The organism is Petrocella sp. (genome assembly GCF_059865615.1).
The window spans coordinates 22,806-40,167 of the sequence record NZ_JCBCDA010000110.1; the positions used below are offsets into that span (position 1 = coordinate 22,806).

Here is a 17,362-nt window from a genome sequence, read left to right on the forward strand (position 1 = left end):
ATAATGGTATTTTTTGTGTTGTTTATTTCTACATCCCATGATATGATAAATCAGACTATGCGCTGATATGAATGGCGTGGTCATGAGTGAGGTTTAGGATGGATTTACCTTTATTATTTGAAAAAGAAATGCGATTGCTGCTGCAAGACAAATATTTCGATTTTATAGATGCCTATAATCAACCTAGACATTTTGGTTTGAGGGTTAATCCTTTGAAGGTAAGAGCAGATTTTCCTGATAAGATGGCCTTTGAGCTTAGAAAAATACCTTGGTGCCATGAAGGCTATTACTATCAAGAAGAGGAACGTCCAGGCAAAGATGCTTATTATATGGCGGGCTGTTATTATATTCAGGAACCCAGTGCGATGATGGTAGGTACGGCGGTAGATGCTAAGCCAGGAGATAAAATCATAGACTTATGTGCTGCTCCCGGAGGTAAAACGACTCATATTGCCGGTATGATGGATAATCGTGGCCTAATTGTCTCAAATGACATCAGTCCTTCAAGGGTGAGGCATCTAAGTAAAAATATACAAATTAGTGGTATAAGAAATTGTGTCGTCACAAGTGAAGATCCTAAGGTCTTGGCTAGAGCTTGGCCAAGTTATTTTGATAAAGTACTGGTAGATGCGCCTTGTTCAGGTGAAGGTATGTTTCGTAAAGACCCTAAATTGATTAAGAGCTGGGAAGAGAGCGGGCCGGATGATTTTGTCCCTATACAAAAAAGCATCTTAGCTTCAGCACATAGGTTACTGAAAAATGGTGGGACCTTAACCTATTCTACCTGTACCTTTAATATGAAAGAAAATGAGTATATGATTGCGGCCTTCTTAAAGGAATACCCGCAGTATGAATTATTAGAATTGAATCGTATTTTGCCTGTGTCAGATGGTTTTTCTATAAACACTTCAGATGCTTGTCTTAATAGAACAAAAAGACTATGGCCCCATTTGAATGAAGGTGAAGGACATTTTGTCGCAAAAATGATAAAGAAAGATGTGTACATAGAATCGAATGTTCATGTTTTTCAGTCCTCTATTCATCAAGAGGCTAAAGCTGCTTTTTTGAATTTTGCAGAATCCATCGGTTACGAACTGGAAGAAGGTATAATAGATACCTTACATCAACATGTTGATAAGATATTTTGCATGCCTAAAGAGGCACCAAAGACCCAAGGGCTTAGAGTTTTTTCTAGTGGTTGGTTACTTGGTACCTATCAAAAAAAAAGATTTGAACCTTCGCAAGCTTTTGCCAGTGCACTTAAACCGGATCAAGTCAGAAACAAGATTATGTTAAGGCATGATGATATTAATGTAACAAGGTATCTGAAAGGTGAAACATTGTCGATAGATGTAGAGAACGGTTGGTATCTCATCTGTGTCGATGTCTATAGCATGGGATGGGGCAAAGTGGTTAATCATAAGTTAAAAAATAAGATTGAAGCAAGTTGGAGATGGTTATAATGTCCATGCGTTTAGATAAGTATTTAAGCAATATGGGAGTTGGCACGAGACGAGAAGTTAAGAAGTTAATCCAATACGGCAAAGTTATGGTGAATCGGGAAGTTGTCAAGACCATAGATTATAAAGTGGCTGAAGACAAGGATCACGTCATGGTTTATAGCAAAACAATAGGGTATGCTATCAATGTGTACATGATGTTAAACAAGCCGGCCGGTTATATTACAGCTACCCAGGACACAAAAGATAAAACGGTGCTGGACCTCGTAAACCACAAGAGAAAGAAAGACTTATTTCCTATTGGTCGATTGGATAAAGATACAGAAGGACTTTTGATTCTAACCAATGACGGCCAATTGGCACATCGCTTATTATCACCTAAGAAACACGTTCCAAAAGTCTATTATGCAAGAATCAAAGGTTGTGTTACTTTGGCTGATTGCAAACTATTTCTAGTAGGCGTGACACTGGATGATGGTTATAAGACCATGCCGGCAAAACTGGAAATTATAAGTGCCGGTGAAGTATCAGAGGTCTATATTACCATACATGAAGGAAAATTCCATCAGGTGAAGCGTATGTTTGAATCCGTTGATAAAGAAGTTGTATATCTAAAAAGAATACAAATGGGAGGATTGAGTCTAGACCCAAATCTTAAACTGGGTAGTTATAGAGAACTTCGTGAAGACGAAGTACAAGCACTCGAGACTTTCTAAAAACAAGGAGAATTATGTTAAAAAATATAAAAGCAGTCATATTTGATATGGATGGAACATTGATTGATTCCATGTGGTTATGGAAAAGGATTGATATGGAATATCTAGAGCGGTTTGGATTGTCATTACCAGATGATCTTCAAAGTGATATTGAAGGTATGAGCTTCAGTGAAACCGCGGCGTATTTCAAAAAAAGATTTAATCTTTTGGATTCAGTTGAAACCATTAAAGGTGAATGGAATAAGATGGCATGGTCCTATTACACTGAAAAGGTGACTTTAAAAGAAGACGCAAGTCTATTCTTAAGTCATTTGAAGCATCATGGATTTAAAACAGGCATAGGTACAAGTAACTCCAAAGAGCTGGTTTCATTGGTTATGAACAAATTCAACATCAATCATTTTTTTCACAGCGTACGTACCAGCTGTGAAGTAGCAAAAGGTAAGCCAAGTCCGGATATCTATCTGCAAGTTGCCAAAGACTTGATGGTTCTACCTGAGGAATGTTTGGTTTTTGAAGATGTGCCGATGGGTATTATGGCCGCAAAAAATGCAGGTATGAAAGTGTGTGCCATTTATGATGATTTTTCCAAAAATATGACGGACGAAAAAATAAGATTGGCAGATTATTATGTGAATGGTTATACGGATGTGATGCAAGTGATTAGGAATGAGGCTTGACCTATGTTTTTACCGATTTCAAAAGCGGATATGGAACAACGTGGCATTCATCAATTGGATTTCATTTTAGTAACGGGTGATGCTTATGTGGACCACCCTTCTTTTGGTGCAGCTATTATAGCAAGAGTACTTGAAAGAGAAGGCTTTACTGTCGGTATTATTGCTCAACCGGACTGGAGAAAGCATGATGATATTATGAGACTTGGTATTCCAAGTCATGCCTTTTTGGTAACCGGTGGGAATATTGATTCTATGGTGAACCACTACTCTGTAACGAAGAAAAGACGAAAAGAAGATGTCTATACACCAGGTAATGTCGCAGGGAAAAGACCGGATAGAGCAACCATTGTATATGGGAACCTGATTAGACAAGCCTTTGGGGATGTGCCTATTATTATTGGTGGTATTGAAGCATCTCTTAGACGTATGGGTCATTATGATTATTGGAGTGATCAAGTTAGGCGGTCTATACTCTTAGACAGTCAGGCGGATTTACTTTTGTATGGCATGGCTGAAGAAAGTATTGTTCAAGTAGGGCAAGCCCTTGAATCGGGTATTCATATAAAAGACATAACTTTTGTAAAAGGTACCTGTTATAGGGTGACAAATCTTGAAGGGGTTTATGATAAAATTATATTGCCTACATTTAAGAGCATTAAAACCTCAAAAGAAGCTTATGCAAAAAGTTTTTTACTCCAATCTCAAAATACAGATGCCATAACAGGGAAAACGCTTGTAGAAACTTATGGTGATCGGGAGTATATCGTACAATTACCACCTCAGGCGCCTCTAACTGAAAGCGCGTTTGACAGTATCTATGGGTTGAACTATGAAAGAACATATCATCCAAGTTATGAAGCCTTAGGTGGCATATCGGCTATTAAGGAAGTGAAATTCAGCATAATTAGCAATAGAGGGTGTTATGGTGCTTGTAATTTCTGTGCATTGACTTTTCATCAAGGGAGAGTCATGCAGGCCAGATCGCCAAAATCAATTATTAGAGAAGCAGAAAGCTTTGTTGAAGACAAAGACTTTAAAGGCTATATTCATGACGTTGGCGGACCGACAGCGAATTTCAGAAAGCCCTCCTGTCAGAAACAACTCAAATATGGTGTATGTAAAGAGAAGCAATGTCTGTTTCCAGAGAAATGTGAAAATCTAGATGTGGACCATACAGAATATGTACAGATTTTAAGAAAACTACGTAGCATCCCAAAAGTGAAGAAGGTATTTGTACGATCCGGTATTCGGTTTGATTATCTCATGTATGATAAAGACCCTACATTTTTTAATGAGCTTTGTGAACATCATATTAGTGGTCAACTTAAAGTGGCGCCAGAGCATGTTGATCATGAAGCACTAAGCTATATGGGGAAGCCGGATCACGCGATATATGATCGTTTTAGCAAACGTTATGAAAACAAGAATGAGGCGTTAGAGAAAAAGCAATTTCTTGTACCTTACTTAATGTCTTCCCATCCCGGGTCCACTTTACAAAGCGCAATAAAACTGGCTCTATATTTAAGAGACATTGGCCACCAGCCTCAGCAGGTACAAGATTTTTATCCAACACCGGCAACAGCTTCAACCACTATGTATTATACAGGATTGGACCCGAGAACGATGAAGCCTGTTTTTGTACCTAAAAAGGCGAAGGAAAAGGCTATGCAAAGAGCTTTGATTCAATATAAAAAACCGCAAAATTATGAGTTGGTTAAAGAAGCACTTCTATTAGCAGGAAGAGAAGATCTTATTGGTTTTGATCGTGACTGCTTAATACGGCCTAGACAAAACAGTGGCAAATCAAGACAGAACCAAAATCAACCCCATAGTGCACCTAAGCAGGTAAAAGACGGATTGGATAAAAAAGATAGACCAAAAAGTAATGTTAAGCATCATCTTAAGAATGATTCTAAGGGGCAAACCAAAACGGGACCGAAGCAAAAAAGAAAAACAATACGGAATGTGCACAAGAAGAAAAAGTAGTTTTGACACTTTAAGCGGTTTAAGTTATAATACAGTGTACTAAAGAATCCTATAATTATGGATGTACATAGAAAACGATGAGAAAGAGTGATGAAAATGATCAACAGTATGACTGGATTTGGTCGAGGTGAACATGTCAAAGATCAAAGAAAGATGATTGTAGAGATGAAATCCGTCAATCATAGATACTGCGACGTAAATGTTCGTCTACCAAGAAAGCTGAATTTTTTGGAAAATGACATTAAAATCTATACCAAAAAGAAGTTGTCTAGAGGAAAGATAGATGTCTATTTAACTTATGAGGACAATTCAGCAAAGCAAGAGAGTATCCGGTTCAATGAAGCTCTAACGGAAGAGTATTTAACCTATTTCCAATATATAAGTGATCAATATAACCTTGAAAATGATATAAAAGTATCTCATATATCAAGATACCCCGATGTTTTTGTATTAGAAGAACAACAAGATGATGAGAATCTTCTATGGGGCATACTAAAAGAAGCCCTTGATTTAGCCATTGAAAAGATGGTTGAGACAAGACAAGTAGAAGGCGAATTACTTAAGAAAGATATTCTTCTTAAAATGACAGCCATGAAAGATGCACTTTATCATATTGAGAAAGAATCGCCAACAGTGGTTAAGGATTATCAAATCAAGTTGGAGGCACGCATTTTAGAACTGTTATCGAATGCAGCTGTTGATGAAGCTAGGTTAGCTGTTGAGGTTGCACTATTCGCTGATCGTTGTTGTATTGATGAAGAAATTGTACGCTTAAGAAGTCATATTGAGCATATGGAAAAAACCCTCGAGTCAGACCAACCCATTGGCAGAAAGATGGATTTTCTCACACAGGAAATGAACCGAGAAGCCAATACCATATTATCTAAGGCCAATAGTTTACTAATATCCGGTCATGCTCTAGAGTTGAAAACGGATATTGAGAAAATCAGAGAACAGATTCAAAACATTGAGTAAATGGTTAAGGGTTAAAACTATTTAGTTGAATTTTCACATTCGATATATAGTTACGAATGTATCAAGGTAATCTATATGTTGAAGGTGAAAGTAATGAAACTTAGTTATAATCATTAACCATAAATGGTTAAGGGTTAAAACTATTTAGTTGAATTTTAACCAATCACAGAATCATACAACTAGAAAAAGGAATAATGGTGGGTCATGTATAAGCCAGGAGTTTTAACGGTTATTTCGGGATTTTCTGGTGCCGGAAAAGGAACCGTTGTAAAGAGATTATTAGAAACGAAGGAAAACTATTCTTTGTCGGTGTCAGCCACAACGAGAGCACCTAGAAACGGAGAAGTTGAAGGTGAAAGTTATTATTTTCTATCGAAGCCAATCTTCGAACAAATGATAGAGAATGATGAACTATTAGAATGGGCAACCTATGTGAATAATTACTATGGTACCCCCAAAAAATATGTGTTTGAACAACTTGAAGCAGGTAAAAATATCATTTTGGAGATTGAACTACAGGGTGCCATGAAAGTCAGAAAACAATATCCGGGTGCCGTTATGATATTTATCGTTCCTCCTTCCATCAAGGAGCTTAAAGAGAGACTTGTTGGAAGGGGTACGGAATCTATGGATGTGATCATCAAAAGGCTTAAACGTGCCGAAGAAGAGACAGCCTACATTAAAGACTATGATTATATCGTTGAAAATGACGTTCTTGAAGCATGTGCTGAAATCGTACATAGTATTGTGGTCGCACAACAACATCATGCGGCCCATTATGGCGGTATCGAACAGGTTCTTGAGAGTCAATTCAATGAAGTGTTGAAAGGAGAATAACTATGTTACATCCATCTTACTCAGATCTAATGGAAAGAATTAATGACAGAAATGACGATATCACACTTAAAAGCCGTTATTCAATTGTAATTGCAACATCTAAACGTGCTAGACAAATCATTGACGGTGCTGAACCTAGGGTAAATAAATCCTATCCAAAACCATTGTCTTATGCGGTGAACGAATTGTATGAAGGCACAATCGATATCGATTCTCTTTAATCAACAACTTACTTGAATCCTAAAAGAAATCCAATATAAGTGGTCAATCAGTGTTTAGGATTGGACCACTTATTGCAATTAAGGAATAGAGATATGACGCAAAAATATGCCCAAATCATAATAAGCATATCTGTAAAAAGCCTAGATAGAATCTTTACATACGGGGTACCTGAGGTGTTAAGGCCAAATCTTAGGATAGGATCTGTCGTAGAGATTCCTTTTGGTGCAGGCAATCGCATCATAAGAGGTTATATTCTTGGATTTTGTGAGAAAATCGATTTTGACCCTGAAAAAGTGAAGTATATTATTAAAGCGTATGAAGAGGTAGGTATTGAGTCTGAATTATTAAATCTAGCCGTTTTTATGAAGAATAGATATGTTTCAACGATGCAAGCAGCCCTTAGCGCGTTATTACCGTCAAGACCCAATGTTCGTAAAAAAGAAGAGAAATGGGTGCGGTCTTTGATTGATCAGGATCAACTCATGGACATGATTAGAACACTTAAAGGTAAAAAAACATATGAACCTAGAGTAAGAGCACTAGAAGTTTTATTAGTAAAGCCTCACGTGTCCTTAAAAGAAATCATGAAAGAAGCAGATGTAACGCGTGGCATTATAATAACGATGGTTAAACATCGCATTCTTGAACTAGAAGAAAATATACGGATACGTATGCCATATGATTTGGAGGCATATGAGACCAGTATAAACCTATCACCTAATAAGGAACAAGACAAGGCACTTACAAGTATTATAAATAGCATACAACAAAAGGAAAACAAGGTTTATTTACTTCATGGAATAACAGGAAGTGGCAAAACAGAGGTCTACATGCAGGCAATTGAACGAGTGCTTGCTATGGGTCAATCAGCCATCGTAATGATACCGGAAATAGCTTTAACCCCCCTTATGGTTAAAAGGTTTGTTGAACGTTTTGGGGAAGTGGTAGGCGTCATGCATTCCAGACTGTCAGAAGGTGAACGTTTTGATCAATGGCGTCTAGCAAAAGAAGGCCGTCTAAAAATCATGATAGGACCAAGATCGGCTATATTTGCACCTTTTGAAAAAATCGGCCTCATTATTCTAGATGAAGAACATGAAACCTCCTACAAATCAGAAATGCCGCCTAAATACCATGCAAGAGAAGTCGCAATCTATAGAGCTAGATACCATATGTGTCCGGTTATATTAGGTTCAGCCACACCCTTAGTGGAAAGCTATTATAAAGCTATAACAGAAAAATATACACTTATTGAACTGGAACAAAAAGCTGTGGCACTTTCACCGCTTAGGGTTGAAACGGTGGATATGCGTAAAGAATTAGAAAAAGGCAACACCAGTATTTTGAGCTGTGAACTTTATGAAGCCATAAAATCGACACTTGAAAAAAAAGAACAAATCATTTTATTTTTGAACCGTAGAGGCCATTCGAATTTTGTATCCTGTAGGCTATGCGGACATGTCCTTAAATGTAATCATTGTGATGTTGCTTACAATTATCATAAGTACAATCATAGACTACAGTGTCACTATTGTAATGAAAGTACACCAATGGTTCAAATCTGTCCCAGTTGTGGTTCTAAGCATGTAAAAGCCTTTGGTATTGGAACGCAAAAAGTGGAAGCTTATATCAAAGAAATATTTCCTAAAGCAAAAGCCTTACGTATGGATTATGACACCACCACCGGCAAGGACGGACATAAAAGAATATTAGATGCATTTGAGGCCAAAGAAGCAGATATACTTATTGGAACACAGATGGTGGCCAAAGGTCATCATTTTAAAAATGTAACATTAGTCGGTGTTATGGCAGCAGATATGTCTTTGTACGTGAATGACTTTCGTGCCAGTGAAAAGACATTTCAACTTGTAACTCAAGTAATAGGAAGATCCGGTCGTGGTGACAAAGCCGGTAGAGCAATTATCCAAACCTATACCCCAGATCATTATAGTATCGTCAGCGCAAAAAATCAGGACTATAAGCATTTTTATAGTAATGAGATTCAATATAGAAAGTTGATGGGCTATGCACCTTTTAAAGAAATGATGAGTGTTTTGATTATTTCAACAGATGAAAAATACTTAATTCAACTTTGTCATAGAATTAAAGAACGTTTAAGTAGCTATGAAGATAACAAAGCAGTAGAAATTCTTGGGCCTTCACCTGCAACGTTGTCAAAAATCAGAAACAACTTCAGATGGGTCATTTACATCAAAGCAGATTCATATAAAGCATTGACGGCACTGGCCAATCATCTATATAATATAAATGAACAAGAAGATCTCAAGCATATAAGTCATATGCAGATTGATCTGAACCCGATGATGTCATATTGACATACTTATTAGAAGGAGGCATATTATGGCCCTAAGAAAACTAAGAATAGACGGAGACGATATTCTCAGAAAGAAGTCAAAAACGGTTGATGAAATAACAGAACGCATCAAAGAACTCGTTGAAGATATGATTGAGACCATGTATGAAAGTCAAGGTGTTGGTCTAGCAGCACCACAAGTTGGTGTTCTAAGAAGGCTTTTTATTGTGGATATTGGTGATGGCCCTATTACTTTCATTAATCCGGTTATAGAAGGATTAGAAGGGGAGCAATATGGCTTAGAAGGCTGTTTGAGTGTTCCGGGGAAACAAGGTGATGTACTTAGGCCTTATAAGATAAAAGTGAAAGCAATGAATATTGAGGGTACAGAATTTGAAATGGAAGCGGAAGCTTTTCTAGCACGAGCCATCTGTCATGAGTATGATCACCTAGAAGGTATATTATATACAGATAAAGCAGAAAACATTGAGGAAATATAGGAGAATTATGCGAATACTATTTATGGGAACGCCGGATTTTTCAGTCCCTACTTTGGAATACCTTATTGCTTCCGAACATGAAATCATAGGTGTTGTAACCCAACCGGACAAACCTAAGGGACGGGGAAAACAAATTATATATCCACCTGTGAAGGTGATGGCTTTAGAAAACGAGATACCAGTTTATCAACCAAATACGGTTAAAAATCCGGATTTTATGGAAGTTATACAGGCATTAGAACCGGATTTGGCAGTGGTGATTGCCTTTGGTCAAATCTTACCCAAAGCTTTTTTGGAATTGCCAAAATATGGATGCATCAATATACATGCATCTTTATTACCTAAGTATAGAGGTGCGGGTCCGATACAGTGGGCCATCATTCATGGTGAAGCGACGACAGGCGTTACCACTATGTATATGGATGTTGGCTTAGATACAGGTGATATGTTACTTAAAGAAACTGTGGAAATTGAACCAAAGGAAACAGGTGGCAGTTTACACGACAAACTATCGTTTATTGGGGGTCCTTTAATACTTAAGACCATTGAAGCCCTAATAGATCAACGTCTTATTCGGCAACCTCAAAACAATGCGCTTTCGACTTATGCACCCATGTTAGATAAAGAGATGGGTAATATTGACTGGCATCAGTCGTCGGATAGAATTGAACGTTTGGTTAGAGGGTTAAACCCTTGGCCAAGTGCATTTACCTATTATGAAGGTAAACTCCTTAAAATATGGGAAAGTGATGTTGTAGCATGTAACAGATTGGATATCCCTTGTGGATCTATATGTGAAATTAGGCAAGAAGGTTTTGTAGTTAAATGTAAAGAAGGGGGCTTATTGATAAAAAGCCTTCAATTACAAGGTAAAAAAAGGATGTCCACACCGGATTTTCTGAGAGGTCATCAGATTCGGATTGGACAGGAACTGTGTCGAAATGTTGATTAAATTAGAAAGAAGTGTGATAATATGTATTTTGGAGATATGAGTTTTTTTATTTATATAATACCGCCACTGCTACTTGCCATGTATGCCCAATCTAAAGTGAAGTCAACTTATGAGAAATACAGTAAAACCACCAATATTAATGGGTTAACAGGTGCAGATGTAGCAAGGCGCATATTGGAACGTCATGGTGTCGACGATGTCAAGGTAGAACCAATCAAGGGTGTACTAACAGATCATTACGATCCGAAGGCGCGTGTACTTAGGCTTTCCTCAGGTGTTTATGAAAACAAATCATTGGCAGCTATAGGTATTGCAGCCCATGAATGTGGACATGCAATACAAGATTATGATGGCTATGCTTTTCTAAAGTTAAGACAAACCATTGTTCCTGTTGTTAATGTAGCCAATAGCACAGCAATGCCACTTGCCTTTGCCGGATTAATGCTTGGCTATTTTACAGGATCAGGTATTGGTATTGGCTACTATATTCTTCAGTTTGCCATACTTATGTTTGCGGCTGTATTGGTTTTTCATTTGGTTACTTTACCTGTAGAATTAAATGCTTCAAATAGGGCAATTGAAATACTTGAAGGCGAAGGTATTCTATACCGTGAGGAACTTATACCTGCCAAAAAAGTACTTAATGCAGCCGCTTTAACTTATATAGCAGCAGCAGCAGTTGCAGCCGGTAACTTGATAAGATTCATCTTATTATCAAGAGGTAGCAGGCGATGAACTTGAGATGGGTCGTGCTGAAAATACTAGACACAATTGAGTTTGAAGGTATTTTTGTCCACGAAGCTTTAGAGCGTTTCACTATTGAACAGGACTTAAGTAAACAAGATCGCGCATTTATCAAAAAAGTCGTTTTTGGAACCATTGAACAGCAAATTCGAATTGATTATGTGATTAATCAATTCAGTAAGATTAAAGTCGATCAAATGAAACCGGCCATTAGATTGACTTTAAGACTATCTGTTTATCAGCTTCTCTATATGGAAAATATACCGGATTCGGCGGTTTGTAATGAAGCGGTTAAGCTGATTAAAAAAAGAAAAATGCACCGTTTGACAGGTTTTGTCAATGGTGTTTTAAGATCACTTATACGTCAAAAAGATACAATCATTTGGCCGAGTAAAGAAGATTTTTCGACCTACTTATCGGTTAAATATTCTTTTAAACCGGAGATTGTTCAATTACTATTAAACGATTATGATGATGAAGTGGTAGAAAACTTCCTTAGTATCAGTAACGAACAAGCACCACTCACTATTAGAGTTCAGAAAACGAACACTTCTAAAGAAACCCTTGTAGAAGCTTTAACAGCAGAAGGTCTTACAGTCTCTGAAGGCAGATATATAGATGAAGCCATGCACCTTGAACACATAGATAAAATAAACTTAATAGATGGCTTTCAAAAAGGCCATTTTCTTGTTCAGGATGAAAGCTCTATGATGGTGGCTGACGCAGGATATGAAGAAGGCATGACATGTATTATAGACTTATGTGCTGCGCCCGGTGGTAAAACCATGCATTTTGCTGATAAATTAGAAGGTAAGGGTCAAGTTTTTGCTTTTGATATATCCGAAAAAAAACTAGACCGGATTCGTGAAAATTACACCAGATTAGGACTTAAGAATATTAATGAAACAATAAATGATGCAACTGTCCATAATCAGGATTATATTCGTATGGGTGATTTGGTTGTTGCGGACTTACCCTGTTCAGGTCTTGGAATCATTCGTAAGAAACCGGATATAAAATGGCATATAACCATAGAACGAATAGAAGCACTAAAGAAACTTCAACAAGATATGTTAATGGTTGGAAAAAATTATGTAAAACCGGGTGGTGTATTGATCTATAGTACCTGTACTGTGACAAAAGCAGAAAATCAAGATAATGTAGCCTGGTTTTTAGAAAAAAATGAAGACTTTGAGTTAGAGCCGATACAAAAACGTTATAGTGATTCTGAAACAGGTATGGTAACAATGATGCCCATATCTAATGGACCGGATGGTTTTTTTATTGCTAAATTCAGAAAGAAGTGTGAAAATGTTAAATAACAAAACAGATATCATGTCTTTGGAGCTAAACGCTATAGCGGATAAAATAATTGCACTCAATGAAAAGAAGTTTAGAAGCATACAAATATTTGAATGGCTACATCAAAAAAACTGTTTTACATGGAAGGGCATGAACAATTTACCTAAAGTTTTACTAGCAAAGCTAGAAGAACATGCCTACTTGACGCAAATACAGTTGGTCACTAAGCAGACATCTGACCATGATGGTACGACAAAATTCCTGTTTAAGTTGCATGATGGTCAGATGATAGAAACGGTATTGATGCGTTATGATTATGGTAATAGTGTTTGTATCTCAACTCAAGCTGGCTGTAGAATGGGATGTACGTTCTGCGCATCAGGTTTGAATGGGCTAGAAAGAAATCTAACAACAGGTGAAATGCTGCGTCAAGTTTATGCTGTTGAAAGTGCAATTGGTAAACACATCACACATGTGGTTCTTATGGGAACAGGAGAACCACTTGATAACTATGAAGCTGTAGTGGGGTTTATAAAGATTATAACCCATGAAAAAGGGAAGAACCTCAGCCAAAGACATATTACGCTTTCAACTTGTGGTTTGGTAGAAGGTATTCATCGGTTAGCAGGTGAACAGCTTCAGATAAATCTGGCAATATCCTTACATGCTGGAGATGATGAGTTACGTAAACAGACGATGCCGATTGCCAAAAAACATTCAATAGATGACTTATTAACCGCATGTGAAGCCTACTTTACATCAACGGGTAGAAGGATTACTTTTGAATATGCATTAATAGCCGGACATAATGATCATCCATCGCAGGCACGTGCCTTGGCAGATCTTTTAAGGTTTAGAAAGTTTAAATGTCATGTGAATCTAATCCCCATTAACAATGTTGTAGAAAAATCATTTGCAAAGTCGAATCAAAAAGATGTGGTTAGATTTAGAGATATATTGCTAGACAAAAAAGTGGAGACCACAATTAGAAGGTCTTTAGGGACAGATATTGACGCTGCTTGTGGACAACTTAGGTTTAACACCATGAAAGACTAGAAATGTATTTTATAATTATTTTAATTGTGCCCGTATCATGTTAGAATAGGTATAGAAATCATTGGATGCTAGATTACGGAGGAGTTATGAAATCATTTGCGTTAACAGATAAAGGGTTGATAAGAAATCATAATGAAGATTATTATTACGTCAGTGATATACCTGTTGGAAAATTACCGAATTTATACATTATTGCAGATGGCATGGGTGGTCATAAGGCAGGTGACATCGCTTCAAAAAAGGCAATTCAGCATATTGTCGAAAATATAGAGAAAAACAGCGATTGGGACGTTGTACAGGCCTTAGAAAATGCAGTGAAGGTTGCTAATAAAGCAATTTTTGATGCAGGTGAAGAGAATCGGAATCAGAAGGGTATGGGAACCACCATCGTAGCTTGTGTTATAAAAGACGATACTTTATTTGTGACCAACGTAGGCGACAGTAGGCTATACGTATATGCGGATGGGTTTGAACAGGTTACACTGGATCATTCAGTTGTTGAAGAATTATTTAGAGCCGGTCATATTTCAGAAGAAGACCGATACAACCATCCGAATAAAAATATGATAACGAGGGCCCTTGGTGCAGAAGAAGATGTAAAAGTAGATCGATTTGTAAGAGACCTTAGTAGCTCGGATTTGATATTATTATGTTCAGACGGTTTGAATAAAATGTTAAGTGATGAAGAAGTGCATATAATTATGAATCAAGCAAAGACGATAGAAGATATGGGCTATGCTTTAATGAAAGCATGCTTAGATAAAGGTGGTATTGATAATATTACACTTATTATAATAAGTAGTGGAAACGAGGTACTGTCATGATACAACTTGGCGCACTTATAAATGAACGCTATACAATCGAAGAGAAGATCGGTTCCGGTGGTATGTCCATCGTTTATAAAGCAAAAGACACCAAGCTGGGACGTACGGTAGCCATAAAGATTTTAAGAGATGATTATGTTTATGATGATGAATTTGTTGGAAAATTTAAAGTTGAAGCTCAGGCAGCAGCCAGTTTATCTCATGTGAATATTGTTAATATTTATGATGTTGGTAATGAAAAGAAAACACACTTTATTGTGATGGAATATTTAGATGGTATTACACTCAAGGATTATATCAAAGCCAAAGGCAAATTGAGTAATGAAGAGACACTGCGTATAAGTGCTTGTGTTGCTTCAGCTTTGGATTGCGCCCATAGCAACCATATATTTCATCGTGATATTAAGCCTCAAAACATCATTATTACAAAGGATGGAAGGGTGAAGGTGGCTGATTTTGGTATTGCCAGAATCGCTACAGGTGCGACCATACCGGCAGCTGACAAGGCATCCGGTTCGGTACATTATATTCCACCGGAGCAGGCAAAAAGTGGCTACTCAAATGAAAGAAGCGATATATATTCACTGGGTATTACGATGTATGAGATGATAACTGGATCTGTACCTTTTACGGCAGATTCGGCAGTTTCTGTCGCTTTAAAGCAGATTCATGATGATCTACCGAATATAAAATCTCTTAATCCAGATGTTGACCGGAACTTGGAGCAGATTATTATTAAAGCAACACAAAAAAAACCGGAACTAAGGTATCATGCTTCAGAAGCATTACTGGCTGACTTAAAAAAAGCGACAAGTTTTCCGACGGAAAGCTTTGTAGAACTTAATGAGTTTGATCCTGATTCACCCACGATGATATTGAACGATACACAAATGCGACAGATATGGAATGAAAAGGATATAGAGGTAGAGCCTAAACCGAAAGTAGAAAAAATGGTTGCAGTAGGTGCCGTCATTTCCGCAATTATTATGACAATGCTGATCCTTGCATTTCTTTTTAGTATTTTTAGAGATAGTCTTATGCCCATAGAAATTCCAATGCCTAACCTAGAACGTATACCTTATGATGAGGCCGTCGTGTTACTTAAAGATTTGTCGCTTACTATAGAAGTGGCATCCAGTACCTACTCAGATACACATGATAAAGATACGATAATAAGCCAAGATCCAATAGAAGGTACTATTGTAGGTCAAGAGGCCAATGTCAAAGTCGTACTTTCATTAGGGGTCGAATCATTCGAGGTTCCAAAGGTTGTAGCGTTGAATTATGATATTGCAAAGGATTTACTGGCAGATGCCAACTTAGAGGGTATAATCTCTCAAGTGTATAACGAAAACATACCTGTTGGTGTGGTTTTTGAGCAAGACCCAGAAGCTGGAACGATGATGGAAAAAGGCAGTGAAGTTAAACTGAAAGTCAGTCTAGGAAAAGAAGATGTTTTTGTTGTGGTTCCGGATGTTCGCAAAAAAACATTGGATGAAGCCAAGGCCATATTAAGCGAAGCGGGATTAAAAGTCGGCTCAAACATATCTGAGTCCTATAATGATAATATTATTGAAGGTCAGGTTATTGCAATGACCGTTATGCCCGGCACCACCGTAAAAGAAGGGTATGAAGTTGATTTAACCATTAGTCTTGGTAAGGAGATTAGACCTGTGACAAAAAACATAACCATTAATAATGTTCTTGAGCAAGATGAAGACTCCGGGATTATTTCAGTAATATTAATAAAAGAGGGTGTTTCAGAAGAGGTTTATAATAAAGTCGTTTATCATTCGGATTTTGACACCCCATTGAATGTGTCTGTAGCAGGGCTAGGAACTGCCACCATAGAAGTCTATAAAAATGGTAGCCTCGAGTATACACAAATGCTGAATTTCGCTGAGGAGCGTGCTGAATGATAGGAAAAATTGTAAAAGGTATTGCAGGCTTTTACTATGTAAATGTACCTCAGAAGGGCATTTTTGAATGTAAAGCAAGAGGCATTTTCAGGAAAGAAAACATTAAACCGTTAATTGGTGATAACGTCGAGATTGTTGTTTTAGATGAAGAAAATAAAAAAGGTAATATAGAAACCGTTCAAAAGAGAAAAAACCAATTGGAGCGACCGATGGTTGCGAATATTGATCAAGCGGTTATAGTTTTTGCGGTTGCCTATCCGGAACCGAACTATAATCTCCTAGACCGTTTTCTTGTTATGATAGAAGAAAAAGGCATAGAAGCCATTATTTGTTTTAATAAAATAGATATACTTACCAAAGAGCAGGTTAAAATGATTAAAGCTATATATGAAAAAACTGGATATAAGGTTTTTGCTACCAGTTCAATTGAAGAAAGAGGTATTGATTCACTAAAAGATGCTCTCTATGATAAAACAACTGTTTTTGCCGGACCTTCCGGTGTAGGAAAATCATCCATACTTAATCTTATACAATCAGAAATACTATTAGAAACAGGGATTGTTAGTAAAAAAATCGGTCGAGGCAAGCATACAACCCGTCACGCAGATTTGATTTGTTTTCATGAAAATAGTTATGTTGTAGATACACCTGGCTTTTCTTCACTGGATATTGATCATTTATCTGAGGAAGATATTAAGCTATATTTTAAAGAGTTTTCCAAGTATGAACCCCTTTGCAAATTTAAAGGCTGTAATCATTTGAATGAACCTGTTTGCGGCATTAAAGATGCTGTGAAAGAGGGCGATATTTCTCATTGCCGATATACAAGTTATAAACAACTCATAGATGAATTAAAAGATATAAGGAGATGGTAA

16 protein-coding genes are annotated in these 17,362 nt (G+C 37.2%); all 16 read left to right on the forward strand.

Annotated elements, in window-relative coordinates; genetic code table 11:
* The first annotated feature begins 98 nt into the window (after nt 1–98).
* Nucleotides 99–1,463, forward strand: a complete 1,365-nt coding sequence (locus AC6F8J_RS11955; RefSeq protein ID WP_500723574.1) for an RsmF rRNA methyltransferase first C-terminal domain-containing protein — start codon at nt 99–101, stop codon at nt 1,461–1,463.
* Nucleotides 1,463–2,176 (forward strand): pseudouridine synthase, encoded by a 714-nt coding sequence (locus tag AC6F8J_RS11960; protein WP_500723576.1) that lies wholly within the window; start codon nt 1,463–1,465, stop codon nt 2,174–2,176. The genes AC6F8J_RS11955 and AC6F8J_RS11960 overlap by 1 nt, the downstream gene beginning before the upstream one ends.
* Before the next feature lie 11 nt (nt 2,177–2,187).
* On the forward strand, nt 2,188–2,856 hold the full coding sequence (locus tag AC6F8J_RS11965; protein WP_500723713.1) for an HAD-IA family hydrolase: 669 nt from the start codon (nt 2,188–2,190) through the stop codon (nt 2,854–2,856).
* A 3-nt stretch (nt 2,857–2,859) separates the two neighbouring features.
* Entirely contained in the window at nt 2,860–4,842 is a 1,983-nt protein-coding gene (locus AC6F8J_RS11970) for a YgiQ family radical SAM protein (RefSeq protein ID WP_500723578.1), read from the forward strand.
* 96 nt (nt 4,843–4,938) lie between these two features.
* Nucleotides 4,939–5,817: a YicC/YloC family endoribonuclease gene (locus AC6F8J_RS11975; protein WP_500723715.1), complete on the forward strand. Its 879-nt coding sequence runs from the start codon at nt 4,939–4,941 to the stop codon at nt 5,815–5,817.
* Between the two features lie 204 nt (nt 5,818–6,021).
* Complete coding sequence (gene gmk / locus AC6F8J_RS11980; RefSeq protein ID WP_500723579.1) at nt 6,022–6,654, forward strand: guanylate kinase; 633 nt, start codon at nt 6,022–6,024, stop codon at nt 6,652–6,654.
* 2 nt (nt 6,655–6,656) lie between these two features.
* Entirely contained in the window at nt 6,657–6,875 is a 219-nt protein-coding gene (gene rpoZ / locus AC6F8J_RS11985) for a DNA-directed RNA polymerase subunit omega (RefSeq protein ID WP_125135456.1), read from the forward strand.
* Between the two features lie 93 nt (nt 6,876–6,968).
* Nucleotides 6,969–9,212 carry a replication restart helicase PriA gene (gene priA / locus AC6F8J_RS11990; RefSeq protein WP_500723581.1) on the forward strand — a complete coding sequence of 748 codons (2,244 nt, stop codon included), beginning with the start codon at nt 6,969–6,971 and terminating at the stop codon, nt 9,210–9,212.
* A gap of 25 nt (nt 9,213–9,237) precedes the next feature.
* Nucleotides 9,238–9,690, forward strand: a complete 453-nt coding sequence (gene def / locus AC6F8J_RS11995; protein ID WP_500723583.1) for a peptide deformylase — start codon at nt 9,238–9,240, stop codon at nt 9,688–9,690.
* A 7-nt stretch (nt 9,691–9,697) separates the two neighbouring features.
* Nucleotides 9,698–10,642 carry a methionyl-tRNA formyltransferase gene (gene fmt, locus AC6F8J_RS12000; protein ID WP_500723584.1) on the forward strand — a complete coding sequence of 315 codons (945 nt, stop codon included), beginning with the start codon at nt 9,698–9,700 and terminating at the stop codon, nt 10,640–10,642.
* A gap of 36 nt (nt 10,643–10,678) precedes the next feature.
* A complete protein-coding gene (locus tag AC6F8J_RS12005; RefSeq protein ID WP_500723586.1) occupies nt 10,679–11,377 on the forward strand; it encodes a zinc metallopeptidase in 699 nt (232 codons plus the stop codon).
* Complete coding sequence (gene rsmB / locus AC6F8J_RS12010; protein WP_500723588.1) at nt 11,374–12,708, forward strand: 16S rRNA (cytosine(967)-C(5))-methyltransferase RsmB; 1,335 nt, start codon at nt 11,374–11,376, stop codon at nt 12,706–12,708. The genes AC6F8J_RS12005 and rsmB overlap by 4 nt, the downstream gene beginning before the upstream one ends.
* Nucleotides 12,698–13,744, forward strand: coding sequence for a dual-specificity RNA methyltransferase RlmN (rlmN, locus tag AC6F8J_RS12015; RefSeq protein WP_500723589.1), 1,047 nt, complete (start codon nt 12,698–12,700; stop codon nt 13,742–13,744). The genes rsmB and rlmN overlap by 11 nt, the downstream gene beginning before the upstream one ends.
* Before the next feature lie 86 nt (nt 13,745–13,830).
* The gene (locus AC6F8J_RS12020; protein ID WP_500723591.1) at nt 13,831–14,568 is read left to right on the forward strand and encodes a Stp1/IreP family PP2C-type Ser/Thr phosphatase; all 738 of its coding nucleotides are present in this window, start codon (nt 13,831–13,833) and stop codon (nt 14,566–14,568) included.
* Complete coding sequence (pknB, locus tag AC6F8J_RS12025; protein ID WP_500723593.1) at nt 14,565–16,487, forward strand: Stk1 family PASTA domain-containing Ser/Thr kinase; 1,923 nt, start codon at nt 14,565–14,567, stop codon at nt 16,485–16,487. The genes AC6F8J_RS12020 and pknB overlap by 4 nt, the downstream gene beginning before the upstream one ends.
* The gene (rsgA, locus tag AC6F8J_RS12030) at nt 16,484–17,362 is read left to right on the forward strand and encodes a ribosome small subunit-dependent GTPase A (RefSeq protein WP_500723595.1); all 879 of its coding nucleotides are present in this window, start codon (nt 16,484–16,486) and stop codon (nt 17,360–17,362) included. Before pknB ends, rsgA begins: the two co-directional genes overlap by 4 nt.